This is a genomic window from Haloarcula rara (assembly GCF_029338235.1).
GTDB lineage: Archaea > Halobacteriota > Halobacteria > Halobacteriales > Haloarculaceae > Haloarcula > Haloarcula rara.
Window position 1 is genome coordinate 2,475,036 of the sequence record NZ_CP119785.1, and the last position, 25,681, is coordinate 2,500,716.

Annotated in this window: 26 protein-coding genes; 14 read left to right on the forward strand and 12 right to left on the reverse strand. The window is 66.1% G+C overall.

The features are described from left to right. Positions 1-39 precede the first annotated feature (39 nt). The 6 genes from P1K32_RS13140 to P1K32_RS13165 all read left to right on the forward strand — a co-directional run bounded on the left by P1K32_RS13140 (position 40) and on the right by P1K32_RS13165 (position 5,969). Positions 40-1,272 (forward strand): protein kinase domain-containing protein, encoded by a 1,233-nt coding sequence (locus P1K32_RS13140; protein ID WP_276250165.1) that lies wholly within the window; start codon positions 40-42, stop codon positions 1,270-1,272. A 2-nt stretch (positions 1,273-1,274) separates the two neighbouring features. Beyond that, positions 1,275-2,642, forward strand: coding sequence for a PP2C family protein-serine/threonine phosphatase (locus P1K32_RS13145; protein WP_276250166.1), 1,368 nt, complete (start codon positions 1,275-1,277; stop codon positions 2,640-2,642). Positions 2,643-2,691: 49 nt separating this feature from the next. Continuing rightward, a complete protein-coding gene (locus P1K32_RS13150) occupies positions 2,692-3,894 on the forward strand; it encodes a double zinc ribbon domain-containing protein (RefSeq protein WP_276250167.1) in 1,203 nt (400 codons plus the stop codon). A gap of 39 nt (positions 3,895-3,933) precedes the next feature. Next, a complete protein-coding gene (locus tag P1K32_RS13155) occupies positions 3,934-4,602 on the forward strand; it encodes a hypothetical protein (protein WP_276250168.1) in 669 nt (222 codons plus the stop codon). Continuing rightward, positions 4,542-5,120 (forward strand): zinc ribbon domain-containing protein, encoded by a 579-nt coding sequence (locus P1K32_RS13160; RefSeq protein ID WP_276250169.1) that lies wholly within the window; start codon positions 4,542-4,544, stop codon positions 5,118-5,120. Before P1K32_RS13155 ends, P1K32_RS13160 begins: the two co-directional genes overlap by 61 nt. Positions 5,121-5,627: 507 nt before the next feature. Next, positions 5,628-5,969 (forward strand): hypothetical protein, encoded by a 342-nt coding sequence (locus P1K32_RS13165; protein WP_276250170.1) that lies wholly within the window; start codon positions 5,628-5,630, stop codon positions 5,967-5,969. On the opposite strand, the gene P1K32_RS13170 is transcribed toward P1K32_RS13165, so the two are convergent. From P1K32_RS13170 to P1K32_RS13190, 5 genes are all read right to left on the reverse strand, one after another. Continuing rightward, positions 5,966-6,274, reverse strand: a complete 309-nt coding sequence (locus tag P1K32_RS13170) for a DUF6199 family natural product biosynthesis protein (RefSeq protein ID WP_276250171.1) — start codon at positions 6,272-6,274, stop codon at positions 5,966-5,968. The genes P1K32_RS13165 and P1K32_RS13170 overlap by 4 nt on opposite strands. Positions 6,275-6,323: 49 nt before the next feature. Beyond that, positions 6,324-8,078, reverse strand: a complete 1,755-nt coding sequence (locus tag P1K32_RS13175; RefSeq protein WP_276250172.1) for a MutS-related protein — start codon at positions 8,076-8,078, stop codon at positions 6,324-6,326. A 136-nt stretch (positions 8,079-8,214) separates the two neighbouring features. Then, positions 8,215-10,209, reverse strand: coding sequence for a bacterio-opsin activator domain-containing protein (locus P1K32_RS13180; RefSeq protein WP_276250173.1), 1,995 nt, complete (start codon positions 10,207-10,209; stop codon positions 8,215-8,217). A 45-nt stretch (positions 10,210-10,254) separates the two neighbouring features. Continuing rightward, positions 10,255-11,778, reverse strand: a complete 1,524-nt coding sequence (locus tag P1K32_RS13185) for a phytoene desaturase family protein (RefSeq protein WP_276250174.1) — start codon at positions 11,776-11,778, stop codon at positions 10,255-10,257. A gap of 41 nt (positions 11,779-11,819) precedes the next feature. Next, the gene (locus P1K32_RS13190) at positions 11,820-12,896 is read right to left on the reverse strand and encodes a Brp/Blh family beta-carotene 15,15'-dioxygenase (RefSeq protein WP_276250175.1); all 1,077 of its coding nucleotides are present in this window, start codon (positions 12,894-12,896) and stop codon (positions 11,820-11,822) included. A gap of 198 nt (positions 12,897-13,094) precedes the next feature. Between P1K32_RS13190 and P1K32_RS13195 the strand changes: the two genes are divergently transcribed. Then, entirely contained in the window at positions 13,095-13,712 is a 618-nt protein-coding gene (locus tag P1K32_RS13195) for a zinc ribbon domain-containing protein (RefSeq protein WP_276250176.1), read from the forward strand. Here the strand turns inward: P1K32_RS13195 and P1K32_RS13200 are convergent. The 4 genes from P1K32_RS13200 to P1K32_RS13215 all read right to left on the reverse strand — a co-directional run bounded on the left by P1K32_RS13200 (position 13,694) and on the right by P1K32_RS13215 (position 17,796). Then, positions 13,694-14,146, reverse strand: coding sequence for a type II toxin-antitoxin system VapC family toxin (locus P1K32_RS13200; RefSeq protein ID WP_276250177.1), 453 nt, complete (start codon positions 14,144-14,146; stop codon positions 13,694-13,696). The genes P1K32_RS13195 and P1K32_RS13200 overlap by 19 nt on opposite strands. Beyond that, entirely contained in the window at positions 14,146-14,409 is a 264-nt protein-coding gene (locus P1K32_RS13205; RefSeq protein WP_276250178.1) for an AbrB/MazE/SpoVT family DNA-binding domain-containing protein, read from the reverse strand. Before P1K32_RS13205 ends, P1K32_RS13200 begins: the two co-directional genes overlap by 1 nt. A 293-nt stretch (positions 14,410-14,702) precedes the next feature. After that, on the reverse strand, positions 14,703-17,540 hold the full coding sequence (locus tag P1K32_RS13210; RefSeq protein WP_276250179.1) for a DEAD/DEAH box helicase: 2,838 nt from the start codon (positions 17,538-17,540) through the stop codon (positions 14,703-14,705). 85 nt (positions 17,541-17,625) lie between these two features. Then, a complete protein-coding gene (locus P1K32_RS13215; RefSeq protein WP_276250180.1) occupies positions 17,626-17,796 on the reverse strand; it encodes a DUF7331 family protein in 171 nt (56 codons plus the stop codon). Positions 17,797-18,428: 632 nt separating this feature from the next. Here P1K32_RS13215 and P1K32_RS13220 point away from each other — a divergent pair. The 4 genes from P1K32_RS13220 to P1K32_RS13235 all read left to right on the forward strand — a co-directional run bounded on the left by P1K32_RS13220 (position 18,429) and on the right by P1K32_RS13235 (position 19,927). Beyond that, positions 18,429-18,839, forward strand: coding sequence for a CoA-binding protein (locus tag P1K32_RS13220; RefSeq protein WP_276250181.1), 411 nt, complete (start codon positions 18,429-18,431; stop codon positions 18,837-18,839). 100 nt (positions 18,840-18,939) lie between these two features. After that, positions 18,940-19,236 carry a HalOD1 output domain-containing protein gene (locus P1K32_RS13225; RefSeq protein ID WP_276250182.1) on the forward strand — a complete coding sequence of 99 codons (297 nt, stop codon included), beginning with the start codon at positions 18,940-18,942 and terminating at the stop codon, positions 19,234-19,236. 80 nt (positions 19,237-19,316) lie between these two features. Next, positions 19,317-19,550: a BolA/IbaG family iron-sulfur metabolism protein gene (locus P1K32_RS13230; protein WP_276250183.1), complete on the forward strand. Its 234-nt coding sequence runs from the start codon at positions 19,317-19,319 to the stop codon at positions 19,548-19,550. Between the two features lie 38 nt (positions 19,551-19,588). Beyond that, positions 19,589-19,927 (forward strand): glutaredoxin family protein, encoded by a 339-nt coding sequence (locus tag P1K32_RS13235; protein ID WP_276250184.1) that lies wholly within the window; start codon positions 19,589-19,591, stop codon positions 19,925-19,927. Between the two features lie 55 nt (positions 19,928-19,982). Here the strand turns inward: P1K32_RS13235 and P1K32_RS13240 are convergent, their stop codons facing one another. After that, positions 19,983-20,156, reverse strand: a complete 174-nt coding sequence (locus P1K32_RS13240; protein WP_276250185.1) for a DUF5786 family protein — start codon at positions 20,154-20,156, stop codon at positions 19,983-19,985. A gap of 191 nt (positions 20,157-20,347) precedes the next feature. Between P1K32_RS13240 and P1K32_RS13245 the strand changes: the two genes are divergently transcribed. After that, complete coding sequence (locus tag P1K32_RS13245; RefSeq protein ID WP_276250186.1) at positions 20,348-22,270, forward strand: beta-CASP ribonuclease aCPSF1; 1,923 nt, start codon at positions 20,348-20,350, stop codon at positions 22,268-22,270. On the opposite strand, the gene P1K32_RS13250 is transcribed toward P1K32_RS13245, so the two are convergent. Beyond that, complete coding sequence (locus tag P1K32_RS13250) at positions 22,271-23,323, reverse strand: DHH family phosphoesterase (RefSeq protein ID WP_276250187.1); 1,053 nt, start codon at positions 23,321-23,323, stop codon at positions 22,271-22,273. It abuts the gene before it with no gap. A 322-nt stretch (positions 23,324-23,645) separates the two neighbouring features. Between P1K32_RS13250 and P1K32_RS13255 the strand changes: the two genes are divergently transcribed. Next, a complete protein-coding gene (locus tag P1K32_RS13255; protein ID WP_276250188.1) occupies positions 23,646-24,014 on the forward strand; it encodes a DUF7344 domain-containing protein in 369 nt (122 codons plus the stop codon). A gap of 12 nt (positions 24,015-24,026) precedes the next feature. On the opposite strand, the gene P1K32_RS13260 is transcribed toward P1K32_RS13255, so the two are convergent. Further along, positions 24,027-24,908 (reverse strand): universal stress protein, encoded by an 882-nt coding sequence (locus P1K32_RS13260; RefSeq protein WP_276250189.1) that lies wholly within the window; start codon positions 24,906-24,908, stop codon positions 24,027-24,029. A 173-nt stretch (positions 24,909-25,081) separates the two neighbouring features. Here P1K32_RS13260 and P1K32_RS13265 point away from each other — a divergent pair, with 173 nt between their 5' ends. After that, positions 25,082-25,618 (forward strand): hypothetical protein, encoded by a 537-nt coding sequence (locus P1K32_RS13265; RefSeq protein ID WP_276250190.1) that lies wholly within the window; start codon positions 25,082-25,084, stop codon positions 25,616-25,618. The last annotated feature ends 63 nt before the right edge of the window (positions 25,619-25,681 follow it).

Sequence of the window (25,681 nt, forward strand, 5' to 3'; positions counted from 1 at the left end):
CGCGTGGGGGTCGCGGCCGCAGCTACCGAGGCCTGAGCGATGCCGTGGGAACCCGAACCGGGCGACGTAATCGCCGGCCGGTACGAACTCGAGGAGTTTCTCGGCAAGGGCGGGTTCGCGAAGGCGTACAGGGCTACCGACCGGGACACCGGCGACACGGTCGTCCTGAAACACCCGAACTACACCGAGTCACAGAACGACGAGTCCGTCATCGAGGAGTACTTCGAGAAGGAGGCGGAGTCCTTAGAGCGCATCGCCGCGGCGGGCGGTCACGAGAACGTGATGGACCTCTACGACAAAGTCCGGTTCCGTGACGTCCCCTTCCTCGTCGTCGAACTCGTCGAGGGCGGCCTCGAGCTTGACGAGGTCATCGACGAGCACGGCCCCATCGCGGACAGCGAGCAGGTCCGTCAGATCGGTATCGACCTCGCGGACGCGATGGGATTCCTCCACGAGAACGAGATCGTCTACCGGGACCTGAAACCCGAGAACGTCATGTTGAAGCCCGACATCACGCCGACGCTCATCGACTTCAACACGGCGACGGGCTTTGACTCGACGGGTGATCCGTCGACGGGGAACCAGGGGACGACCATCCTGGGACCGTTCAAACCCCGCGAGGTCGCGGAGGCCAGCCGAACCGACGTGCGCCAGGGGCCGTGGTCCGACGTATACTCTATCGGGAAGATACTGCTCTTCCTGCTGAAGGGGTCGGTTCCGAAGAAAGACGGCGTCAACCCGCACGATTTCGGCGCCGACTGTGACGACTATCTGGCCGAGATCGTCGAGCGGGCGACCCAGTCGGACTACCGCCATCGCTACCGGAACGCGACCGTGCTGCGGGACGTTCTGGAAGAGAAGGACCCGTCCCCGCCGTCGACGGCGTCGATTCGGTATATCCAGGCGGGCAAGCAGTTCACCGTGGAACCGGGCGACACCATCGGGCGCGAGGGGGCAAACGGCCCGCCGGCCTCTATCACCATCGAGGACCCACAGGGGGAGTACATCTCGTCGGTCCAGGTACAGTTCGAGACGGAGGGCGGCGAGTGGTATCTCGTCGACAGGAGCCTCAACGGGACGTTCGTCCAGCAGGGGTCGGGCTGGCAACGGGTGCTCTGTGGGGCCGGTCGCGACCGCCTCAAGGAGAAGGGCGAAGATTACACCGACCGTCACGGGGAGGAGCCGCCGGAGTCGATTCGGGTGGAAGACGGCGACCTCATCTCGCTCGTCCACCCGACCTACGGCGTCACGTTCGAGTTCAAAACGGAGTAACAATGCGATACACCACGAATTACGACATCGGCGACCGGAAGCGCGGACAGGGAATCAACGAGGACAGCCTCTCGGTGACCATCTTCGAACAGGGCCATCGGGACGGCTATCTGGGACAGACGAGGCCGCCGCGGGTTCGTGAGCGGGCGCCAGAGTCGGCGGACGACGAGGCCGACACCGAGTCCGAAGAGTCGGCGTCGGACGACGCCGGCCCTGACGAGACCGACGGCGAGGCGGGTGCTGAACCGGCGGACGTGGCGGCGGCCATCGACGAGGCCGAGACAGAGGCCGGCGCGACAGCCGTCGACCCTGACGAACACGCGGATGACGCTGCCGACGAGGAAGCCGACCCGGGCCCCGACGACGCGGCCGAAGCCGGGGACACGGACGGGGATGCGGACGAGGCCGACGAGGCTGACACCGACGACGAGCCGGCGGAGATGCCCGCCAACCGCTCGGCGGGCGTGTTCGTGCTGGCCGACGGCGCGGGCGGCCACGACGCGGGCGACGTGGCCTCGTACATCGCGACGACGGTCGTCGCCGAGAACCTCGCGCCGGTGGCTATCCACGTGGCACGGAGCCATCCCCAGGATTTCGACATCGACATCCCGCCGGCCGTCCAGCCGGAGACGATGGGTCCCGAGGATATCCAGACCGGGCTGGAAAACGCCATCATCAAGGCTCACCGAGAGATAATCCGCTATGCCGACGAGTCGGGGACACAGGCGTACACCACGGTCGTCGCCGGCGTCTACGCCGACGGCCAGCTCCACCTGGGCTGGGTCGGCGATAGCCGGGCGTATCTCGTCAACGACGCCCGTGAGGAAATCGTCCAGCTCACCAAGGACCACGCCGTCGTCGAGGAGTGGGCAGACCAGGGCGAGATAGACGACGTCGAGGCACACGTCCACCCGGACGGGAACCAGATAACGCGGGCGCTGGGCGGCTCCGGTCACGAGGACCCCGACCGCGCGATGGTCGAGGTCGACACTCGGTCGGTCCGGCTGTTCGCCGAAGACACCGTGCTCGCGACCAGCGACGGGCTCATCGACGCCCAGACCGACGCGCCCCAGCTCTACGAGGAGTACGTCGAGGCCGACCGCTCCGAGGAGATGGCCGAGACCGTCCTCGACGCTGTCGTCACCGACGAGGAGATACGCGACGTCCTGCTCTCGGCAGACTCGCTTGACGACGCCGCCAGGGAGTACGCCACGATGTCGAACGAGCGCGGGGGCAAAGACAACATCTCGGTGCTCCTGTTCGAGGATGAGACGCTGCCGACGACCCCCAGTGGGGGGCTCCCAGTTCGTGCGGCCGACCCCGACGTAGACCTTTCAGAGAGAGATACAGTCATCCTCACTGAAGATTAACGGGGGGAAATGTTTTATTTCTCCCCGCAAAAGCCGCTCATGAAGGACTATGTCAGACGCGAGCACTAAGCAATCAGTCGAATGTCCTATCTGTGGGGACGAATTCGACCCTACAGTTGCAGGCGGCTGGTGTACAAACACGGAATGCGGTGAGTGGCAGTACACCGAAGGGAGTAACGAATCCGACGCTAGAGAGGCAGAAAGCACCGATTCGGGGAGCGAAGCACCGGAGGACGGCTTCGTCTCGCCGGCCCAGGAGGCACAGGCGGACAGCGAATCTGTCGACCTCTTCGACGAACCTGAGGACGAAGCTGACGAGGAAGACGATGCCGAGGTAGACGCCGACCCGCTCGAGGACACTGCCGAGGAGGACGAGCCTGCGGAGGCCGCCGACGCAGTCGACGACACCGCCGAAGCGGACGACCCAGCGGCTGCGGAGGTGGACGACGACGTGACCGAGGCGGTCGACGACGCCGTCGACGAAGACGCCGACGAAGACGACGACGCTGTCGAAGCCGACGCGACGGACGCCGACGAAGACGACGACGCTGTCGAGGCCGACGCGACAGACGCCGACGAAGACGACGACGCTGTCGAGGCCGACGCGACAGACGCCGACGAAGACGACGACGCTGTCGAGGCCGACGCGACAGACGCCGACGAAGACGAGGAGGCCGAGCCGGACGTCATCGACTGTCCCGACTGCGGTGTCGACCTCGACGCAGCGGCCAACTTCTGTGTCGAGTGTGGTGCCGATGTCTCGGACCTCCCGGCCGAGGAGACCGACGAACTCGACGCCTGTCCCAGCTGCGAGGCCGACGTCGAACCCGAGGACAACTTCTGTGTGAACTGCGGCGAGGACCTCGACGCTCATCGCGCGGGCGACACCGACGACCACGACGACGCCATCGACGCACTCGAAGCCAGTGACGACGACCCTGCCGAGACGCCGGAGTCGCTCGTCCTCGAAGTCGAGGGCCGTGAGATTCACGTCGACGACGGCGACACGGTCGGGCGCGAGATTCGCGCCGCGCTCACCGAGGCCGGCCGCCCGGACGACGAAGCCGTCCGAATCCACCGCGAACACGTACGCTTCGTACGCGAGGAGAACAGCTTCTATTTGCTCGACCTGGGCGACAACCCCACCCAGATCAACGGGCAGACCCTGCAGAAAGGCGACCGCGAGGCCGTCGCACCGGGTGACGAACTGGAGCTCTCGGGTGTCGCCTCGGTGACGGTTCAGGCGCCCTGACCCACACGAATTAAGCTCCCACAGGGAAACAGCCATGTAATGTCGGACCGCCCGCCTGCCGCGGAACTGCGACGTTCCGTCGCCGTGCTCGCTACCGAGTGGTGGCTCGTCGGCGGCGTTCTCGCCGGCTACCTGACCTATGGGGTGTGGGTGATAGGGACGGGTCTCGCACTCGATACGTTCACACCGGAACTCGCCACGACGAGTCTCACGACTATCGGGTCAACGGGGGTGACCGGACTGGTCGTTCTCGCGGCGGTCGCGTGGTTGCTCGTGCCCGCTGTGGCCGCGGCGTGGCTGCTCGACCGACGGCTCTCGAATCTGAGTGGCAACCTCGTGAGCCAGTACAGTATCGACCATCCCGGCGTGTTACCAGCGCCGTCGGGCGTTCTCATGCTCCTGGCCGGGGGCGCAGCGGTCGCTGTCGGCCCGCGCACGCCGGTTCTGGTCCTCATGACAGTCGCCAGCGTCCACCTGCTCGTCAGGACCGTCGCCTTCGGCCGGCGCGTGTACAGTTTCTCCTACAGGCCGCTGTTTACGGCCCTGTCCGCAGTGAGTACCGCTGCCCTCGCCGCCGCCTGGCTGGTCCAGGCGCCGGCCTGCCGGGGCCGGTCGGGACACGCGTCACGGACGCCGGCGTCGGGACGGTGGTCGAGACGGGGCTCGGTGCCGCGGATATCGCCCCCGGCACCGCGACGGGATATCTAGTCGCCGTGCCGGCGCTGCTCTCCGGGCTCTATCTGGTGACACAGGCGGTCGTCGCCCGTCGGGTCAGGGCGAAGGCCCCGCTCTCGAACCCGGTAAAGCGGGCCGAACAGCGCTACCCTATCATGCCGCCGGTCGCGGACAGTTCCCGTCCCGGTCCGCCGAAACCCTCGACGAACGAGGCCTCGAGCGCCACGACGACGGACTCGTCGTCGACCGACGCCGAGACGACCGATTCCCAGCCCAGTGGGGCCACTGTAGACACGGCCGCTGACACCGAAGATAGCTCTCACACTCGTGTGTTCAGGACGGACGAACCGATTCCGGAGGACGACGAGGCGATGGCCGCCGTCCGGGGCGAGCGCGAGGAAGAAGAGGACGACGGCTGGATCGACGACACCGCCATCTTCTCGCCCGACGGGGCGAGCAGCTCTGACGACGAGTGCGGGAGCTGCGGGGAGGAGATACCCCGCGACTCGGTGACGTTCTGCCCGAACTGCGGCGAGCGAATCCGACGCTGACACCCGTTCGAACCGCTGTCGGCTGTGCGTTCTCGCTGCAGGTCGCCTTGGTACTCGCTACCAAATATGCAATATATTTAATATATGCCCACGCGAAGAATTTGATACGTCAGGAACGCTGATACGGAACGTTGTAGCGATTTACCGGTAGCCGCCGACACGGGTCGGCGGTATCCGGAAATAATCTACAACGTTCTGTATGACACGGTATATCAGATGAACCACGCCACCCCGACCCACCACGTGCCCGCCGCCTGCACAGCGCAGGTGGTCCTCGAGGCCGGTTGTACGACCGGTCTCGGCAGGGACGCTTTTGCGGGTCGGGATGGCGCTGGGCACATCCGCCAGTTCCTGCCCGCCCGCTGACGTACCGACCCGTGGAACGGCGTCACTCGACGCCCACTGCGGCGAGGTATCGTCTCTCGCTGGTCACGGTCGAGTGACCAGCACGCCGGCGGGCTCGACTGGCGAGCTCGGCTAGACCGGTTCGACTCCGGCCGCCGGCCTATGTCGCTCCATGCGACTACCACTGTCGAGGCATCGGCCGACGTCTCGCTGCGGGTTCCCCGCGGCGGGACCGAAGACCTCACCAGCGGCGTCGCCGGTGTGCTCGACGCCGTCGACGCGGTCCGTTCGGTGACCGTCCACCGTGTGACGAGCGTGCGGCCGGGGCATACGGACATCCGCGTCGACGCTGACGTCGCCGTAGTGCTCGAACTGCCGGCGGCGGCCAGCGGTGGCACGACGGAGTCGGCCCGCAGTTCGGCGGTGGCGACGCAGCTCACCGACGGGTTCGGTATCACGCGCGTCAACGAGGTCGAGTCCGTCGACCCCGTGGGAGACGCCTAGATATCGAGTTCGACCGGCTCGTCGTCGGTCGACTCGTCGGGCAGCTCGGCCGCGTCTTCTTCGTCGTCTTCGTCCTCGGCGAGCTGGCCGGCCAGCAGTCCCGTCACACCGGTGACGAGCATCCCGAGCCCGGAGATGCGGGTCGAACGGACGTACCACTGCTTGGGTTCGAGCTCTCCGGGGTTCTCGTACCCACGGAGCAGGAGCTTCCCGTTCAGTTTGATGGCCTGCTTCGGGAGAAAGACCGACAGCAGTCCGTGCACGACCATCCACGCGTAGCCGACCGGAAGGAGGCGCTTTATCATCACGGGACAGTTCGCTCCCCACCCACGTGAACCCTTGGCTTATGCCCGCTTACTCCTCGTCGGTCCACATCGCGTCCGAGAGGGTCCGCTGGACGGCCTCCTCACCGACGGCCTGGGCTAGCGTCTCGAAGCCGCTGCGCTCGACGGGGTCGCCGGCGTTGGCGACCAGCCGGGAGACGATGAACTCCGGCGTGGACTTGCCCACCGTGCCAAACCGGGGCTGGTAATCGACGCGCAGTTCCAGGTCCGGGTCGAGCCCTTCGGCGAAGATGCCGTCGGTCCGGGCCACGTCGGGCAACGGCTCCAGGTCGGCAGCCAGGTGGGTGACGAACACGCCCAGCGCCGACCGGTCGACGGTGAGTGTCACGAGGCCGTGGAGCAGGTTCGCGGCCGACCCCGGTTCCGTGATGGCCTCGAACTCGTCGACCAGCATTAGCGTCCGGTCGTCGCCCGACAGCGGCGGGACGACAGAGCGCAGGGTCGATTCCAGCACCCCCGCGTTGAACGAGGCGTGTCGGCGGTGGAAGACGACGGTGTCGACGATTCCGACCTCCGCCGCCTCGGCGGGGACGGGCAGGCCCATCTGGGCGAGCAACTGCACCTGACACAGCGTCTCAAGCAGTGTGGTCTTCCCACCGGAGTTGGCCCCGGTCAGCACCGCCACGCGGTCGCCGCTGGGCGGGGCGTTCGCGCGGTCGATGTCGAGCGTGTGGTCGCCGATGGCGTAGGTGACGGGCTGGACTCCGTCGGCGTCGGCGAGCGCGAGGTTCCGGGCACGCTTGACCGCGATGGTGTCGCGGTCGACGAAGGTCGGCCGTCGCAGGTCGTAGGCGAGGGCAAAGCGGGCAAGCGACACCGAGAGCGCGAGGTCGCCGACCGCCGAGACGGCCGCGTCGATGGTCGGACGCGCGTCTTCGAGGGCCTCGCTCAGCTCCGCGGCGACGGCCTCCTCGCGGTCCTCGACGGCTTCCCCGAGCGACCGGCGCAGCTCCCGGAGTGCGGCGTCGACGAAGTCCCGCGCGTCGGTCGCGCCCTCGGGCATCGCGTCTCTGACCCGAGCCCCCTCGATGCCCGTCTCGCCGGTGACGTGTCGCACCAGCGCGTCCTGGAACTCGTCGGGCCGCCGGGCGCCGTCTCTGATAGCCTCGACCACGTCGGGCGTCGCCGCCGCGAGGTCTTCGACCTGGCCGAGCTGGTCCCGGAGCGCGTCGAGTTTGTCGTCGGCGCCCGAGCCCACCCGGTCACCGTCGCCCGCGAGTCCGGCGAGCGCGGCCCGCGCAGCCTCGAGCGCGTCGCCGTCCAGCGCCGCCACCCGTTCGAAGACGCCGTCGTCGACACCGGTGGCCTGCAGAGCGAGGGCCGTTTCGACGGCCGCCCGCTCCCCGCCCGCGTCGTGGTCCGCGAAGGCCGAACGGACCGCCTCGCGGTCGCCGTCGTCGAGGTCGGCCCACGTGTCCCTGGCGGCCAGCACGTCGTCCAGCCGGTCGTCCATGCGCTCGCGGGTCGGCAGCGGCGTCAGCACGCGGACGCGGTCGGCCGCGTCAGCCGTGACGGCGTACTCCTCGGCGAGGTCCAGCAGTTCCTTGTACACGTCGCGGGTGTCCCGGGTGGCAAGCAGGTCCATCGACTCGGCGCCGGTCGCCCGGCGGAGGATGCGCGTCGCCCGCCCGCGAGAGAGTCCCGCCGACGTGAGCGTGCGCGTATCCGCCGATTCGATGGCACCGATGGCCCGCTCGACGCCAAGTTCCTCGGTCAACAGCTCGGACGTCTTCGGGCCGATCCCCCAGTACTCCTCCAGTCGCATGGGCAAGCCGACGGGTGGGGTCGGTTTAGGCGTTTATGGTGGCCGCCGCTGGCAACCGTGCTCAGTTTCGCCACGAGCGCCTGGCTTCGCATGAACAGGCCGGTCCGGAACAGGACGGCGGCTCCGCCAGCCAGACTCACCCCTCGAACAGGGCTGCGAATACTTTCCGCTCGGCCGCCTGGAGGTGCTGGTGGAACGTCGACGGGACGACATCCATCGAGGACGCGAGCTGTTGCCCTTCGACGGCCCGTGGCCACTCGAAGAAGCCACCGACGTAGGCCTTCTTCAGTGCGGTGAGCTGGCGCTCGGTGAGGTAGTCCCGAACCGACTCGCGAAACCCCTGGACCGTCTCTCGTGGCTGGTCCTCGTGGTAGGCGAGCAGCTCGACGGTGTCGTATCTCTCTCTGAGCGCGTCTATCGCGCGCCGGGCACTGTTCTCGGTGCCGGCGCTGAACTCGACGTGAGTGCGCTGGCCGTCGGCCGACAGCGACCCGAGGCGGGCGCCGAACTCCGACAGGAGGTCGACGAGCGGCCAGTCGTCGAGCCGAAGCTCGACGACACTGCCCTCGTCTCCGGTGACCAGCGGTTCGGCGGCGAGCACGTCGCGGTGCGCCTCCGCTGCCGACACGACGGCGTCGGCGTCCTCCTGGTCGGTGCTGACGAGCTCGCGTATCTCGCCGTCGTCGGCGCTTTCGACCAGTATCTCGTGTTCGAACTGACAGTCGAGCTCCCGCGCGATATCCGTGAGAAACAGCTCGTCGTACAGGCCGACACGGACGGTGCGGACGGAGTCGGTGGCCATCGACTGTTTCGTCAGCACGTCGTTTATCGAGGTGCCGATGCTCCGCGCCAGCGCCCCGAGGAGCACGCGCTCGCGCCCGGTGACCCGGTCGTCAGCGAAGACGGCCAGCACACCGTAGGTCACGGAGCGGTAGGTCAGCGGGAGCAGGAGACACGTCCCGTCCGTCTCGGGAGCGGGCAGCCCGGTGGTGTCCTCGACGGCCAGTACCTCCCCGCGTTCGATGGTCTCCAGGAGTCGTTGCCGGCCAGTCGGCCCGTCACCGTCGAGGGAGATCGGCGGCTTGCCGACCCGTTCCCTGCCGGCCCATTCGGTGAGTGACAGCTCCCTGTCGGCGGCGTCGTAGCGGCCCAGCCACGCCGTCGCGTACTCGTCGCCGCCACCGAACCGCTCGGTGACGAGCCGTTCTATCTCGTCGCGGTCGCTGGCCCGCACGAGCGATTCGGTGACGTCGTTGGCCAGTCCCTCGATGCGGTCCAGTAGCTGGTCGAGCGCGACTCGTTCGGCCTCCAGCTCTCGTTTCGCCCGCTCGCGCTCGGTGACGTCCATCTGGAAGCCGACGTAGTGGGTCACGTCGCCGCTCCCGTCGCGTATCGGCGTGACCTCGACTTGGTTCCAGAACGGCGTCCCGTCGCGCCGGTAGTTCCGGATGACAAACCGTGTCTCGTTTTCGGCCTCGATGTCGGCGGCCACGTCGGCGACCGTCTCTGGGTCCGTCTCGGGGCCCTGCAGAAAGCGGTGGTTGGCCCCCATCACGTCTGTGGGCGGGTAGCCAGTGATAGCCTCGAAGGCACCGTTGGCGTAGACTATCGGTCGGTCCGGCTGTGTCGCGTCGGAGATAGTGATTCCGATCGGTGCTTCGTCGAGGACGCGCTCCTTGAGTCGTCGCTCGTCCGCCGTCGAGAGGTCGGACACTGGGCGACCGGACCCGGCGGCGGGCGCCGCGTGTTCGTCGACGGCGGTGAGGACGGCGTCGAGTGCGTCCTCGTCCGCTGCGGGGACGAAGGCGGCCACGTCGGCAGCGACGGCTCGCCGCGCGACGCCGACGTCGTCGGTCGCCGTGACCAGCACCACGGGCAACTCGGGGCGCTCTCGCCGAAGGGCCTCGAGGAACGTGAGCCCGTCACCGCCCTCGCCGGTGTGGCTGGCGACGACACAGGCGACGGCGCCGCGCTCGACGTGGTCGAGGGCGTCGTCGAAACCGGCCTGCTGGACGACAGTGAGGTTCTCGCGTCGCTTTTCGATGTCCTCGGGGCCCGGCCCGACGCTCGGAACCGCACCGGCGTAGAGGACGCGGGTCGCGGTCGCTGCCGTAGTCGACTCGGTGGCCATATCCAAATCCAGCTCCTCTCTCTCGAACCTAGCTGCCGTGGCCACTCATAGATTCGGGACCAGTCTGTCGAGTCGCGACCGGCCAGCGTCGCGGGCCAGGGCCTCCGCGGCGTGTTCGCCGCTGATGAGTGCCATCGGCAGTCCGACTCCCGGGGACGTGAACGCGCCGGCGTAATAGAGGCCGTCGACACCGGGCGCGTGGTGTGACGGGCGCAACGGGCCGGTCTGGTCGAGCGTGTGTGCGAGGCCGAGGGCAGTGCCGCCCGGCGTCCGGTACCGGTCGGTGAAGTCGGAGACACAGACCGACTGTTCCGCGACGATGCGGTCCCGCAGGTCGACACCCGTGTTCTCGGCGAGGTCGGCGAGTATCCGGTCGCGAAACGCCGCCCGACGCTCCGGACCGTCGTCCAGCCCGGGGGCCAGGGGGACGAGGACGACCACGGCGTGGTGACCGTCGGGCGCGACAGCCCCGTCGGTCTGTGACGCCACCGAGAGGTAGTACGCAGGGTCCTCAGGCCACCCAGGCGCCTCGAAGATGCGCTCGAAGTGGGCGTCCCAGTCGGTCGGGAACACGAGGCTGTGGTGAGCGAGCGGGTCGACTTCGCCCTCGACGCCGAGATACAGCAGGAGCGCCGACGGGCCGTAGGTTTGCCCCTCCCAGTAGCCCGGGTCGCGACCGTGCTGGTCGGCATCGAGCAGGTCGCGCTCGACGTGGGCCGGGTTCGCGTTCGCGACGACGCTGTCGGCGACGTGGCTGGCGCCGGTGGTCGCCACGCGGAGGCCGCCATCGACCGGGTCGAGACCGGTCACCTCCGCGCCGGTCCGGTAGCTGACACCCAGCTCTCTGCCGAGAGCGGACAGCGCTTCGACGAGGCTGTACATCCCGCCCTCCGGGTAGTAGACGCCGAGCTGGAAATCGACGTGGGTCATCAGGTTGTACAGCGACGGCGTGTTGTGCGGCGAGCCCCCGAGAAAGACTAGCGTGTACTGGAGCAGTTGCTGGAGCTTCGGCTCGTCGAAGTAGCCGGCGACGTAGTCCTGCATCGACCCGAGGTGGGTCAGCGCGGGGGCGGCCCTGAGGATGCTCGGGTCCAGCAGGTCGCGGAACCTGGCCCGGTCCTCGTAGACGAACTGCTCCATTCCAACCTCGTAGGTGCGCTCGGCCTCGGCGAGGTAGTCGTCGAGGGCGTCGGCGGCGCCGGCCTTGTAGGACTCGAAGACGGCGCGAATCCGGTCGAGGTCGGGTTCGATGTCGAGCCGGTCGCCGTCCTTGTAGAAGACCCGGTACTGCGGGTCGAGCCGCGTGAGTTCGTAGTAGTCCGCGACCGACCGGTCGAAGTGGTCGAAGAACCGTTCGAAGGTCCCGGGCATCAGATACCACGACGGGCCGGTGTCGAAGGTAAACTCGCCGAGCTCCAGCCGGTTAGTGACCCCACCGAGCGAGTCGGTCCGCTCGAGGACGGTCACGTCTGCGCCGGCGTCGGCGAGCGTACAGGCGGCGGCCAGCCCGCCGACACCGCCACCGACGACGGTCACTGTCTCCTCGGTAAGCGGTGAGTTATCAATCATTGGTGATGGGCGTGTAGTAGATTATCCGCTATGCCGACCGGTCAGGGGACGTACCAGATGCCGCGCTCGCGGTCTGCCAGCCCCCCGACGACGACGTGTGGCAGCGCGATGATGCTCACGAAGATGCTCCAGAACGCCACGAGCCCCGGTAGCAGGCTGGCACCGCCGAGCGGCTGTGGGGCGAGCGTCCAGACGAGGGCCGCCAGCCCGAACGTGGCGATGCTGCCGGCGATGAGCACGCCCCACGCCCCCAGCGCGACCAGCCGCGGGTCGTCGGCATCGAGGAAGTCGAGCCAGCCGCGTTCGTCGGCCTCGACGGCCTCGTCGTCGATGGCCGTCGTCCGGGCGACCTGTCGGGCCGAGTACCAGAGCGGGAAGTACAGCCCGACCGCGACGACGACGGGGACGACCGCGAAGTACGTCACCAGCAGGAGCGTCTCCGCGGCGTCGGCGACGAAGGAGCCGGTTCCGGCCGACCGCCAGTACCCCAGTCCGAGGTGGGTAGCGAGCAGGCCGCCGAAGCCGACCCCGAGTGCGAGCCGCCTCGCCTGGAGGTCCCCGGCCACACCGGCGAGAGCACCGGGCTCGAAGATGCTCACCATGATGCTGCTGAAGGCATAGAACGTCTCCGGCCAGAATACCATGGGGACAATCATCACCGTCCCCCCACGGACCGCGGCGGCGAGCCACCGCTGTGGCCCCGTCCGGAGGTGGCCGGTGCCGTACAGCGCGTCCATGGCCTTCAGGCCGCCCAGGCCGCCTTTCGCCATCGCGACACTCACCGCGAGTGCCAGTCCGGCGACCGGGGCGAGCAGGAGGAGCCCGACGAACAGCGCGACCGAGAGCAGATACGCGCCGACGTAGCCCCGCTGGAAGGCCGCGGCTCGTCGTCTGAGGTTCTCGAAGTGTTCGTACCCGCCGTGGGGGAGGTTCATCGCGACCATCCCGAGCAGGTAGACGCCCGCCTGGACGCGCAGCGACAGCTCCACTCCGGCCAGTCTGCCGACCGCGAACCCGACCGCAAGCAGCAGTATCGCGACACGGGACACCGTCACGGGCGTTCCCCCGGCCGTGTCGCTGGCCGGGCGGTCGCGCCAGAATCGCCGTGTGTAGCTCATAGGTGACATTTGGTCGGAAAGCAGAATGAAATGGCCCCCCAAATCACTGGGTATCAACCAGCATAAATTACTTCTAACGGTCAGGAGTGACAACCACAGGCAGGCGGCAAGCGGACAGCTACCTCGGGGCCCAGTATGGATGGGAGACAGACCACACAAGCCGGACCACTCAAGCCCCTGGCGCCAGTACACCGGCCCATGGACGAGGGGACGGAATCGCTGACCTGTCCCGCCTGCGGCGTCGAGCTGGAACGGGCGGCGGTGAACTGTCCGGAGTGTGACGAGCAGCTGGTCTCCGAGGAGGTGGTGGAGCTACTCGACGAACGGATGGACGTGGCCTTCGAGTCGGGGCGTGCGACGACGCCCCGCTGGGCGGTCGTGCTGACGGGGCTGTCACTCGGTATCGCCGTGGCGCCGCTCGTCGTCTACGCGGCCGTCATCGCCGTTCCCGACCTCCCCGCCGAGGTGGTTGTCGGACTGGGACTGGCCGGCTGGCTCTTGCCGGCGGCAGCGCTCTCGCGGCTGCCGAACCCGAGCGCGGTGCTCTCCAGGGGCCTCTATCTCGTGGTCGGCGGTATCGGCGCGGTCGTCGTCGCTGTGGCGTACGACATGGTGTCGGCTGGGCCGTCTGCGCTGGGGGGCAACTCCGCCGCGGTCGCAGTTCTCGCTGTCCCGGCAGCACTCGCGCTCCTGCTGGCCCGCCGCGTCGCTGGCCGGGCGGCTCGACAGGCCCGCGGGGAACCGGGGCCGCTCCACGAGCGGGCGGGTATCGAGCCGGAGGACGACGCCTCCGAGCCTCAGGGCGAGACCGAGTGAAACTCCGAGAGAACTGCCTCGGGGACCGGGTTCACGTACTCAAAGGACTCGTCCGCACAGAGTCGCTCGAAATCCCGGTCGGTCGTGACGACCCTGTCGGCCTCTGATTGCCTGGCGAGTGCAATGTAGAAACAGTCGTAGACATCGTGGTTCTTCTCGGCGCTTATCTCGTAGGCGTCGAGGACTGTCTGCGTGTCGACAGTGGTCGATTCCATCGGATACTGCAGTAGCGAACTTACCGCGTTTCTCGCCTCGACCGTCTCGAACCCGATGTCTTCGAGTACCCACTGGACCCGAAGCGGTAGATACCCGAACATCAGGAGTGTCCGCTCGCCCTCCAGCGCGGGCACGAGCTCGCTCGCGACGTACTCGTGGCCCGGATGGTCGTCGACGAGCTGAATCGACAGCGCGTTTATATCAGGTAGTACCCGCATCACTGGCCACCGAACGTCGACTCGCCGGCGTCGCGGAACGCGTCCTCGCCCCACTCGTCCCTCGATTTTCCGGAGGAAAGTGTCTGTAACTCCGGGAGGTCACGGACGAGTCGGATATCGGTTCCCTCTCGTACGACGGTAAAGGACGTCCCCGCATCGAGCTGTAGTTCGTCACGTAGTTCCTTGGGAATCGTCAGTCGACCGCGGTCGTTGATTTCGGCCTCGCCGTACTCCTCGTCTCCCTGGCCGTCGGTCGAACTCATTTAATCATCACTGTGTGATCTGTGTGGACAAATCACCATAAATTCTGGTGACTACTATGGTCGTGTTCGTCTTCGGTGCTGTATCTGAGGGCCCGCTTCCGGTCTGTGGACTCTTCGGGTCCACTCAATGCTGTGCGACTCCCTTCGGTCGTCTGTCGTCTTTCGCGAAATCGGAGGTTTCGCGCAGTTCCAGATGACGCTACGCGCCATCTGTCTTTCGTCGAGCCGGGGGCTCGACTCAGTCCCGAAAGACGCTCCGCGTCTTTCGTCCTTCGCGAACGCCGAGCGTTCGCTCAGTCCCAGAAAGATTGCGTTCGCGCGTACTCGCGTTCCTGCCGGAGAATGTCCCGGTAGAACTCGTCTTCGTCCTCGCGTAAGCGATTGATGATACGGGCGGCGTTGTGCGGGCCGACGCCGCGGGCCGCCAGGGCGACGACGGCCTGCTTGCCGTGAGTCTGGACGAGCGACCCCGAGCGGTAGGCCCGCTCGGTCATCTTTTCCTGTTCTTCGTCCTTGTCGTCGGCCCGTACCGCCGTGACTACCTCGTCGGCCCAGGGGTTCAGGGCGGCCACCCTGGTCGAGCCACACTGGGGACACTCGGGCTGGTCGCGCACCCGGCCGACCTGCTGGCGCCGGTCCCACTCCTTGCAGTGCAGACACAGCAGGATGACGCGGTCGCTCTGGATGCGTTCTTTCACGGTCTGGATGACCGAGGCGTCGGCGTTCTCCGGCGAGAGCAGCTCCCGGCCCGAGGAGCGTCCGCCGGTGCCGATGGGGGTGTGCTCGCTCACCGTCTCCAGGGCGACGGCGCCGGACTGGAGGTCCGCGAGCAGTTCGCTCGTCTCGCTGATAGCGAGGTCCTCGTGGCGCACCTCGCGCAGGGCCTCCTCGTACATCGGCGTGTCTTCGAGCGCCGCGAGCAGTCGGTCGCGGCCAAACTCCGTCGAGCCGCGGCCGCGCCACCGTTTCAGCGAGCCGAACTTCGTGGCGACCTGGGCCAGTTTGAACTTCAGGGCGTCGGCGTTCTTCAGGCTCAGCTCGACCAGCGCGGCCAGGTGGTCGGGGTCCGTCTCCTCGAGTACCTCGAGTACGTCCCCGGCGGTGATACCCCGCGGAACCTCGAGTTCGACGCGGTAGGGGTCGACGTCCATCGCGACCGACGACCCCACCCGCTGGCCCAGCAACGCAGACAATACGCGCCCGAGCGTCTCGTTTATCTTGTGGCCCTGGCAGGCGTTGACCACGACTTCGCGGCCCTGGAACTCCACGAGCATCGTGTTCTCGTCGGGAATCGGGGGCTCGTGGCCGGCCAGTTGCGAGAGGCCGTCCGCGACGGTCTCGGCGTCGGCGTCGTAGCGACCGGCGACGTGGCTCGCGACCGAGTCGAGGGGCGCGCCGTCCTGGAGTTGCGTCCCGGCGACGCGCCGCAGTTCGCCGACTTCCTGGGCGACGGCCTTCGGGACCGGAATCTCCGAGCCGGTCCAGGACGGGACTTCGCCGGCGGGGTCCTCGATGGGCGAGACGGTGACGGTCTCCTCTTCCTCGTCGATGGTCGTGATGTGCCACATCTCCCCGCGCTGGACGAACACCTCGCCGGGCGTCGCGAAGTTGACGACGAACCGCTCGTCCAGGGTCCCGACCTGTTTGCCGGAAGCGACGTCCTCGACGTCGTAGGTCGCCTCGTCCGGAATCATCGAGAGGTTCTGATAGAAGTACTGCCAGGTGCCTCGTCGCTTCTCTAGCTGGTCGTGGTCCTCGTCCAGCCAGACGACGTTGTTGCGGGCGAGCTCGCGGACGACCGATTTGAACTGTGCCTCCTCGAGGTCACGGAACGGGTACGCCCGCGCGAGGATTTCGTAGGCCCGCTTGGCCCGAATTTCGCCGGCGTCCATCACCAGCCCGGCAATCTGGTTGGCCACGGTGTCGAGGCTGCCGTCGTGGATTCCCGCCGGTTCGACCTCCCCGGCGCGGGCCTGTCTGGCGATAGCCAGCGCTTCGAGGGTGTCGTCGGCGTGAGTCGTGACGACGGTCCCCGAGGAGCGCTGGTCGCGTCGGTGGCCCGCTCGGCCCACTCGCTGGACGAGCCGGGAGACCTGCCGGGGGCTGCCGTACTGGACCACGTGGTCGACCCGTCCCACGTCGATACCGAGTTCCATCGAGGAGGTACAGAGTAGCGCGTCGAGCTCGCCGGCCTTGAACTGGTCTTCGACCTCGATGCGGGCTTCCTTGGACAGCGAGCCGTGGTGGACCCCGAGGTCCGTCCCGAGTTCCTTGAATCGCGAACCCAGTGCCTCCGCTGTCTGGCGAGTGTTGACGAACACCAGCACCGATTCGTGGTCGTCTATCAGGTCGTCGATGAACCGGACGTGGCTGGCCGTCTCGGCGTCGGTGACGAGTTCGCTGGAGAGCCGTTCGTCGCGGTCGGTGACCCGCGGGCGGACGACTCGAACGTCGAGGCGGCTCCCGATATCCACCTCGATTATCGAGCAGGGGCGGCCGCCGGTGAGGAACTGTCCCACGGCGTCGGGGTCCCCCACGGTCGCTGAGAGCCCGATGCGCTGGAACTTGCCGGCCACTTCCCGCAATCGCTCCAGCCCGACGGTCAGCTGTGCGCCGCGTTTGGCCGCGGCGAGTTCGTGGACCTCGTCGACGACGACGTGGTCTACGTCTTCGAGTGCGACCCGCAGCTTCGACCCCGTCAGCATCGCCTGCAGTGTCTCCGGGGTCGTGACCAGGACGTCCGGCGGGTCGTCTGCCTGCTTGCCGCGCTGGTACTGTGTGGTGTCCCCGTGGCGAACGTCGACCTCGAGGCCGAGTGTCTCGCCCCACCACTCCAGGCGCTCTCGCATATCCCGGTTCAGTGCCCGTAGCGGCGTGATATACAGCGCACCGACGCCGAAACGGTCGTCGGTCTCGCTGGCGAGGGCATCCAGCACCGGGAGCATCGCCGTCTCTGTCTTCCCGGTGCCCGTGGGGGCGACGACGAGTGCGTCCCGGCCCTGGGCGAGGGTGGGGATGGCCTTCCGCTGTGGTTCGGTCGGCGTCGAAAAGCCCCGCTCGGAGAGTGCGCTCCTGACCGCCGGCCCCAGCTCGGTGAAGGCGTCGCGTCCTTGAGTCGCCCCGTCGCTCATCGGTACTCCGTAGCTACTACAGGCGGTTAAGCACATTGCGTCGGGCGGCGACGGAACCGTCAGCCGTCCCGTCCTGGGGCCGCCCTTACCGCCACTCGTCTAAGAGAACTGCGCTGTCGGCCTGAACCCAGGCGTTGTCGCTTTCAGTGTCGTAGATTATCTCACTGCTATCGGTCTTGAGGTGGCTGTACCGGTCGAAGCTGTCGGCGTCGACCGGTGCCAGGCCCTCGTCAGTGTCAGTCGGTCTGGTAGGCATAACGTTCCTGTCACCGTACAGTTCGATGCGAGCGTGTATAGCTGCGCGGTAACAGTACCGTTACCGGCCTGAAGCGTCAGGAAGGACGGTGCTACTATGATGCAGATAACAGCCGTGCGTCCCGGTTCGCCGTGTCGGGACGGGGCGACCGCTTGCTCACCGGTCGCATCGACCGGTCCGCTCGTCGTCGCAGTTCTAGTGACTGCGTCGCGCCAGCTGTCTGACCGAGTAGTGACTGTGTCAACAGCGGTGTAATTTCCAGCTGAAAACCACGCCGCTGCCCGGACGAAATATCATTTGGTTTAACAGAAGTGGCGTCGCGCTGGCACCGGGCAGGCGGCCGTCGGACCCCGCCCTCGCACACTCGAGCGGTGTCGCCCGGCGCCTGGCCGGCCCTCAGCTGGCCGCAACGACTGAGGGTGTTTGCCATCGGGTGTCTGACCACCGTGATTTGCCGAGTAAATGGTTCCTAACCGCCGCCTCGCCCTGTCGACCGCCGACGGAGTTCTCTCATACTGTTGGCTGTAAGTACGTGGAGATATTCGGCGCCTCGGGGCGCCGAATTCTTCCGTAATGTTACAGCCGACAGTATCAGCCGAAATGATTTTCCTCGGCCGAGGACAACTCTGTGTATGCCTGTCACAGACGAGGCCGAACTCAGTGAGATACTCGCTCTGGACCGCGTCGCGGTCGTCGGCTGTTCGACGACGGCCGGCAAGGACGCCCACGAGATACCGAAGTATCTCATAGAGCACGGGTACGACGTCGTGCCGGTCAACCCCTTCGCCGACGAAATCTTCGACCGCGAGTGTTACGACAGTCTGGCCGACATCCCCGGTGACGTGGATATCGTCGACGTCTTCCGCCCGAGCGATGAAGTGGCCGATATCGTCGACGCGGCGCTCGCTCGGGACGACGACGCCGTCATCTGGCTTCAACTTGGTATCCACGACGACGAGGCGGTGGCCCGAGCCGAGGCAGCCGGGCGACGCGTGGTACAGGACCGCTGTATGAAGCCGACCCATCAGGCGTTACTGGGCTGACTTGTAACGGTTCAAGTGAAGGTTTCTCTCGAGCTGACGGTAATTTTAACACTGTACTAACATATGATTATATGTGGGTGAAGCGCTACCGCAGTTTCGTATGGAAAACAGCAGTTCGCGGGTGGACGGGGGGCGGGATGGGGCCGGCCAGACGATTTCCAAGACGTTCGACTGGAGTGAGACGCCGCCCAGTGTCGCCGTCGTTCGACTCCTGAGCGTCGCGACGAACTCCGACCCGACGGCCGTCGAACCGCTGGCGGAGGCGATCGACCCCGACGCGCTCGACCGACTCCTGCCGTCGATGGACGCGGACTCGCACCTCGAGTTCACGCATAGCTGTTTTGCGGTTTCGCTGTACGGGGACGGACGGGTCGCAGTCGAGCCCGAGGATTGCTGACACCGGTTTATCGCTGGCCCGCGTTCGCCAGGCGCGTCGAGAGCCCAACTGTTTTGACCGCCTGCGGCGTTCCTGGGAATATGAACGCAGACGAAGTCGCAGCTATCATCGAGCGCGAGATCCCGGACGCGACTGCGACGGTGACCACACCGCGTGACCCAGACGACGACAGCCACTACGCGGTCGACGTGGTCTCGCCCGCCTTCGAGGGCCAGTCGCTGGTCGACCAGCACCAACTCGTCCACGACGCGCTGGGTGAGCATCTCACTCGGGACATCCACGCTATCGAGTTGACCACCAGCACGCCGGAGTGAGCGGTACGCATTTCCCTGCCGCCCCGTAACAGGCAGCTATGAGCTTCGAACCGGAGCAACTCTCCCGCGAGGAGGCCCACGCGAACGTCGAAGAGACCATCGAGAACAACGAGGTGGCCCTGTTCATGAAAGGGACCGAGATGATGCCCCAGTGTGGCTACTCCCGGAAGGCGCTCGGCCTCATCGGACAGTATCGCGACGACGTCGCGACGGTGAACGTCCTGATGGCGACGGAGGCCTACCGCGAGAAACTGGCGGAGTACAGCGGCCGCGAGACCGTCCCCCAGACGTTCGTCGACGGGGAGTTCGTCGGCGGGAGCGACATTCTGGAACAGCTCGACGACAACGGCGACCTGGCCGAGACGCTGAACGCGTAAAAACGGGGTCGGGCCGGGCTACTGGCGTCGCGTCGAAATATAGAACGGTTTCTGGCTAGTCGTCGTCTTTCATCTCGCCGAGTTTGTCGACGAGGTCGCTGGTCGACCCTTCGACTTCGAAGGAGACGTCCCCGTCGTGTTCGTTCTCGTGGACAGCGACGCCGTCGCTGTCGTCAGTGTCCACATCTTGGTCCTTCTGCTCGGACTCGTCGTAGCTACCAAAACCCATGTTGGATAACTGTGGCGACGAGTACTAAAAACGGTCGGTAGGGCCGGCTCTCGGCCCGTGGTAGCGAGTCCCAGTCCGATTTCCCGGGAGGGGAAGTTTCTTATCTGTGGTTGTCTTTCGGTATGACAACGACATTCGATAGCCGTTCGTTTTCGGACGGCCGACTCTCCAATCGTCGCTTTCCCCCATTCATGAGTACTGCAGACGAGACCTTAGAGAAGATCAAAGCACAGGTCGAGGACGAAACGCCAGACGATATCACAATCGCATCTGTCTCCTTCGAGGGGCCGGAACTGGTCATCTACACGCCCGAAGCCAAGGAGGTGGCCACGCGTGACGGTATCGTTCGGAACCTGGCACAGACGCTCCGGAAACGAATCAACGTCCGCCCGACCCAGGGCGCACTCGTCCCCGAAGCGGAGGCCGAGGCCATCATCGAAGACACCATTCCCGAGGACGCCGGCGTCCAGAATCTAGACTTCGACGGCGACACCGGCGAGGTGTTCATCGAGGCCGAAAAGCCGGGGCGGGTTATCGGGCGCCACGGCGAGACGCTGGACCAGATATCAGCGAGCGTCGGCTGGACGCCCGAAGTGGTCCGGACGCCGCCGATGGAGTCAAACACCGTCTCGAACGTCCGGAACTTCCTGAAACAGGAACGCAACGAGCGCCGGGACATCCTAGAGCGGGTCGGCCGCCAGATAAACCGGCCGAAAACGGCGGATGACGACTGGGTCCGCCTGACGACGCTTGGCTGCTGTCGCGAGGTCGGCCGGGCATCCTTTATCCTCTCGACGCCCGAGTCGCGCATCCTCATCGACTGCGGCGACAAGCCGGGCGCCGAGGGCGAAGTCCCCTACCTCCAGGTCCCGGAAGCCCTCGCGGCGGGGCCGAACTCCATCGATGCCGTCGTCCTGACACACGCCCACCTGGACCACTCCGCACTCCTCCCAATCCTGTTCAAGTACGGCTACGACGGACCCATCTATACCACCGCACCGACACGTGACCTCATGGGTCTCCTGACGCTGGACTATCTGGACGTGGCAGCCAAAGAGGGGCGAGCCCCACCCTACGAGAGCCAGCAGGTCAGAGACGCCCTGAAACATACGATTCCCCTGGAATTCGGCAACGTCACGGACATCGCCCCCGACATCAAGCTCACGATGCACAACGCCGGCCACATTCTGGGCTCGGCGGTCTGTCACTTCCACATCGGCGAGGGCCGCTACAACGTCGCCTTCTCCGGGGACATCCACTACACGGACACCCGCCTACTCGACGGCGCGGTCAACGACTTCCCGCGCGTGGAGTCGCTCATCCTCGAGTCGACCTACGGCGGGAAGAACGACTACCAGACCGACCAGGAGGACTCCGAGCGCGTCCTCAAGCGCGTCATCAACGAGGCCCACGAGAAGGAGGGGAAGATTCTCATCCCCGCCTTCGCCGTCGGTCGCTCCCAGGAACTCATGCTCGTGCTGGAGGAGGCGATGTCCTCTGGCGATATCCCGACGATGCCGGTGTATCTGGACGGGATGATACGGGAGGCGACGGCTATTCACACGGCCTATCCGGAGTATCTCCGCGAGAGTCTGCGGGACCGCATCCTCTATCAGGACGACAACCCCTTCCTCGCCGAGCAGTTCCAGCAGGTTGACGGCGGCGAGGAGATGCGACAGGACATCGTCGACGAGGAACCGGCCATCATCCTCACCACCTCCGGGATGGTGACCGGCGGCCCGGTCATGTCCTGGCTCCGGCTGCTCGGTGGGGACCCGGACAACACGATGGTCTTCGTCGGCTACCAGGCCGAGGGGACGCTGGGTCGCCAGATTCAGCGCGGCCAGGACGAGATCACAATGTCCGACAAGAGCGGCCCCCGGGCCGAGCGCGTGAGCTTGAAGATGGGTATCGAGACCGTCGACGGCTTCTCCGGCCACGCCGACCGCCAGGGTCTGGAGACGTTCGTCGAGACGATGCATCCGCGACCGGAGAAGGTCCTCTGTGTCCACGGCGACGAGAGCTCCACGAATCAGCTGTCCTCGGCGCTGTACCAGAAGTTCAACATGCGGACGTTCAATCCGAAGAACCTCGAGACGTTCCGCTTCGTGTAGCTACCCGTCATCCGCCTCGCCCACCCCATCGATGTTCAGCGCGCTCAGCAGCCTCGCCGTGATGACCTGGTCGACGATACCCATAAGCTGGGCGTCGTCGGTGGTGTACCCGGAGAAGATGCCCAGTTCGATAGTGCCGCCGGCCATCTCGCGGTGGCCCCCCGCGCTGCCGACGTCGTCGAACGCGCTGTCGAGCACCGACCCGATATGCACCCGCGAGTCGGTCGACCGGGCACTAATCTGAATCGTGTTCTCGACCAGCCCGAAGACGATGGCCGTCTCGACACCTTCCAGGGTCATCAGGTAATCTGCGGCCTGGGGAAGCGCGTCGCGCTCGCTGGTCCGGCCGACCTGCGAGATGAGCACCGACCCCGTGACCTGTCGGTTCTCGATGGCGTGGGCGATCGTGTCGACGGTCGCGCTGCTGACGGCGGGCGTCGAGAGCTGTCGGACCATCTTCGTCTCGCTGTACTCGTGGAGGTAGGCGGCGGCCTCGTACTCTTTGCGAGTGACGCCCCGAAGGAAGTCGAGCGTCTCCCGGCGGATGGCAAAGAGGAGGGCGGTAGCGACGCGTGGCGTCGGCTCTATCGGGAGCGCCCGGATGTACTCGGTCATGATGGTCGCCGTCGCCCCCACGGCCTCGCGGTTGTCGACGAACTGCGCCGAGATATCCTCGACCGGATGGTGGTCGATGACGACGTCGATACTGGTCTCGGGCGGTACGCGATTGTTCTCGCCGGGAATCGAGTGATCGACGAAGGCAAGCAGGTCTTCGGGCGGACGGTCTCGGACCATCTCGGGGCGGAACGGCTCCAGTTCGATATCGAGCAAGTTCACCAGCGCCCGATTTTGCTGGTGTGATATCTCCCCGCTGTAGAGGATGTGTCGCTCGTCGATGCCCGCGGCGGCGGCGATGGTGCCCAGGCCGACGGCGCTGGCCAGACAGTCGGGGTCGGGGTTGTCGTGGCAGACGATAGTGAGCGTCCCGCTGTCGCCCAGTAGCTCCCAGAGCCGCCGTGGTTTGCTAACAGAGAGTTCCGGATCAGGGCTCATACTTGTCTATTGGGTGGTCGACACCCGCCTTGAGACACCGCCGGCGGCTGCCCGCTCCCAAAAAGAAATTGGATATGCGACATAATAAACCCGTTCTCCGTGCCCGACATCGGGTGGTCTCGGACCGGGCTGGCCTGTCGGTTCGGGTCGCGTAAGCGGCGCCTACCGAATCAAGCACCGCGTTACCGGACGCGGGTCGGGGATTCGGGTGATATAACAAAACATCTGTGGGACATATTGATCGTACCGTGACGGAGACACCGCACTTCGATAGCGTCGCCAGGACCGGGCCGACCGCGGCTGTGGACGGGGGGACCTGACGATGGGTGGATTCGCCGACCAATCGGACGCGCCCGACGCCGAGACACTGCTTTCCAACCGGCGTCGTCGCTACCTGCTCTACTGCCTCCACCTGTACGCGAACCCGCTTGCGCTCCCGGACATCGCTCATCAGGTGACCGTCTGGGAACGACCTGACAGCCCGGGTGTATGCCTGAAAACCCGGCTCAAGACGTACATGTCCCTGTATCACGACCACCTGCCGAAGCTCGCGAGCGCCGACCTCGTCCGGTACGAACAGGACGAAGACATGGTGGAGCTGGGACCCAGCGTCGGCCGGATTACGCCGTCACTGGAGACGCGACTCCGGCGTGACATCGACGACTTGCTCGGCGCCGAGGGGTCGTTTTGAGCGGCCCCGTGCTCAGTCGCCGCCCTCGCTCACCGTCAGTACCGGCACCTCGGCGCGCCTGACGAGCGCTTCCGCGGTGCTCCCGAGCAGGACCCTGTCCAGTCCCGTTCGACCGTGGGTTCCCATCACCACGAGGTCGACGTCGTGGTCCGCGACGTACTCCAGCAAGTCGTGTTTGGGCCGTCCAGTCCGTACCGCAGTCACGGCCTCCACACCGGCCGCCGCCGCCTCGGTCGCGATGGACTCGGTCGCGTCCGTCGCCGCGGCTTCGAGTTCTTCGAGCAACCCGGCCGGGACGCTGACCTCGGCGCCCGTCGCGATGTCTCCGACGTTGACGACACTGACGGCGTGGACAGTGCTTCCGAAGGCGTCTGCGACCGCCACCGCGTGGCCCACCGCGGCCGCCGCCCGCCCGCTCCCGTCTGTCGGCACGAGGATATCGCCGTAGCCGTTACCTACCTCGCTTGCGTCGGTGGCTCGCACCGTCAGCACGGGCACCGGCGACAGTCGCAACACCCGTTCGGCCACGCTGCCCGTGAGGTACCGCCGGAGCCCGCTGCGCCCGTGGGTTCCCATCACCACGAGGTCGACGTCGGTGTCGCGGACGTACTCGAGTATCCCCTCGGAGGGTTTCCCAGTCGTCACCGCCGTCTCGACGTCGCCGTCGACTTTGGCCGCACGCTCTTCCAGCGCGTCGCGCTCGCTGGCGGTCCGTTGCTCGATGTAGTCGTCGTCGACACCGCCCGCCGAGAACGGGCCCGCGGCCGCCTCGATGTCGACGACCGTTAGCAGGTGGACCGTCGCGTCGAACGCCCCGGCAAGCAGTGCCGCGTGGTCGGCCGCGCGGTCGGCGTGGTCGCTCCCGTCGGTCGGCACGAGAATGTGGTCGTACATCTGTGCTTGTAGTTGGTTCGCTGGGCTGATAGTTGTGGGTGACAGTCGTCGTGTGTGGCCTGCTTGATTCCACTACTGAGAGGGTGTCCCAATCTCTCCGTGTGAGGCCAGTGGCTGTGATTTGACACTGCCGACTCCGAACTATTTTATTTCGACTTTGAATACAGCGTATCATGGGTGTTTCCCTCCCAGCGGTGCTTACTATCGCAACCGGGGTTGGACTGCTAGTTCTCGGAGTTGACGTGTCATTTCCTCGACGGGTGCGGTCAGCGGGCCGGTTCGACCTTATTGTGGGTGCGTTTCTCGCCGGCCTTGGGACTGGTATCGTATTACGACCGTTACCATCGAGCAAAAACCTTCTTTTACTCCCGTTTACGTTCCTCGTCGTCGGCATCTTCCTGTACCGGAATTATCTTCTGAAACCCACCCAGCACCGGGATAGAGACCTGTACAATTCGGCTCTCTCGGCTATTCCGGGTCTGGTTGGTATGATCGGCGCTGTTGTTGGCTCAGTTGCAATAGCTGTAGTCACGTATCTGATGGTTTTTCTGGTCTTTCTTGTCGGGTTAGCGAGCCTTCTATACGATGTCATTCGCCTCGCTCGAGGGAAGCAGGTGTACAAGCGCGATTTGGTGGTAGCGGCGACGCTTACACTGAACGGATATCTGTATGTTTGGATACCGTTTGCCAGTTTCTACCCGCCGCCGTGAGCTGGTGACAGCAGGACTGCGTTGACAAGTCTGTTACTGGCGCAGGAGTATCTCACAGCAACG

Excerpts from the sequence above, each read along its gene's own strand:
- P1K32_RS13235 (WP_276250184.1), top strand. The coding sequence starts at position 19,589 with ATGAGCTTCGAACCGGAGCAACTCTCCCGCGAGGAGGCCCACGCGAAC.
- P1K32_RS13240 (WP_276250185.1), bottom strand. The coding sequence starts at position 20,156 with ATGGGTTTTGGTAGCTACGACGAGTCCGAGCAGAAGGACCAAGATGTG.
- P1K32_RS13145 (WP_276250166.1), top strand. The coding sequence starts at position 1,275 with ATGCGATACACCACGAATTACGACATCGGCGACCGGAAGCGCGGACAG.
- P1K32_RS13175 (WP_276250172.1), bottom strand. The coding sequence starts at position 8,078 with ATGCGACTGGAGGAGTACTGGGGGATCGGCCCGAAGACGTCCGAGCTG.
- P1K32_RS13260 (WP_276250189.1), bottom strand. The coding sequence starts at position 24,908 with ATGTACGACCACATTCTCGTGCCGACCGACGGGAGCGACCACGCCGAC.
- P1K32_RS13210 (WP_276250179.1), bottom strand. The coding sequence starts at position 17,540 with ATGAGCGACGGGGCGACTCAAGGACGCGACGCCTTCACCGAGCTGGGG.
- P1K32_RS13170 (WP_276250171.1), bottom strand. The coding sequence starts at position 6,274 with ATGATAAAGCGCCTCCTTCCGGTCGGCTACGCGTGGATGGTCGTGCAC.
- P1K32_RS13250 (WP_276250187.1), bottom strand. The coding sequence starts at position 23,323 with ATGAGCCCTGATCCGGAACTCTCTGTTAGCAAACCACGGCGGCTCTGG.
- P1K32_RS13225 (WP_276250182.1), top strand. The coding sequence starts at position 18,940 with ATGGAAAACAGCAGTTCGCGGGTGGACGGGGGGCGGGATGGGGCCGGC.
- P1K32_RS13255 (WP_276250188.1), top strand. The coding sequence starts at position 23,646 with ATGGGTGGATTCGCCGACCAATCGGACGCGCCCGACGCCGAGACACTG.
- P1K32_RS13230 (WP_276250183.1), top strand. The coding sequence starts at position 19,317 with ATGAACGCAGACGAAGTCGCAGCTATCATCGAGCGCGAGATCCCGGAC.
- P1K32_RS13180 (WP_276250173.1), bottom strand. The coding sequence starts at position 10,209 with ATGGCCACCGAGTCGACTACGGCAGCGACCGCGACCCGCGTCCTCTAC.
- P1K32_RS13150 (WP_276250167.1), top strand. The coding sequence starts at position 2,692 with ATGTCAGACGCGAGCACTAAGCAATCAGTCGAATGTCCTATCTGTGGG.
- P1K32_RS13245 (WP_276250186.1), top strand. The coding sequence starts at position 20,348 with ATGAGTACTGCAGACGAGACCTTAGAGAAGATCAAAGCACAGGTCGAG.
- P1K32_RS13155 (WP_276250168.1), top strand. The coding sequence starts at position 3,934 with ATGTCGGACCGCCCGCCTGCCGCGGAACTGCGACGTTCCGTCGCCGTG.
- P1K32_RS13185 (WP_276250174.1), bottom strand. The coding sequence starts at position 11,778 with ATGATTGATAACTCACCGCTTACCGAGGAGACAGTGACCGTCGTCGGT.
- P1K32_RS13215 (WP_276250180.1), bottom strand. The coding sequence starts at position 17,796 with ATGCCTACCAGACCGACTGACACTGACGAGGGCCTGGCACCGGTCGAC.
- P1K32_RS13165 (WP_276250170.1), top strand. The coding sequence starts at position 5,628 with ATGTCGCTCCATGCGACTACCACTGTCGAGGCATCGGCCGACGTCTCG.
- P1K32_RS13205 (WP_276250178.1), bottom strand. The coding sequence starts at position 14,409 with ATGAGTTCGACCGACGGCCAGGGAGACGAGGAGTACGGCGAGGCCGAA.
- P1K32_RS13190 (WP_276250175.1), bottom strand. The coding sequence starts at position 12,896 with ATGAGCTACACACGGCGATTCTGGCGCGACCGCCCGGCCAGCGACACG.
- P1K32_RS13220 (WP_276250181.1), top strand. The coding sequence starts at position 18,429 with ATGCCTGTCACAGACGAGGCCGAACTCAGTGAGATACTCGCTCTGGAC.
- P1K32_RS13140 (WP_276250165.1), top strand. The coding sequence starts at position 40 with ATGCCGTGGGAACCCGAACCGGGCGACGTAATCGCCGGCCGGTACGAA.
- P1K32_RS13200 (WP_276250177.1), bottom strand. The coding sequence starts at position 14,146 with ATGCGGGTACTACCTGATATAAACGCGCTGTCGATTCAGCTCGTCGAC.
- P1K32_RS13195 (WP_276250176.1), top strand. The coding sequence starts at position 13,095 with ATGGACGAGGGGACGGAATCGCTGACCTGTCCCGCCTGCGGCGTCGAG.
- P1K32_RS13265 (WP_276250190.1), top strand. The coding sequence starts at position 25,082 with ATGGGTGTTTCCCTCCCAGCGGTGCTTACTATCGCAACCGGGGTTGGA.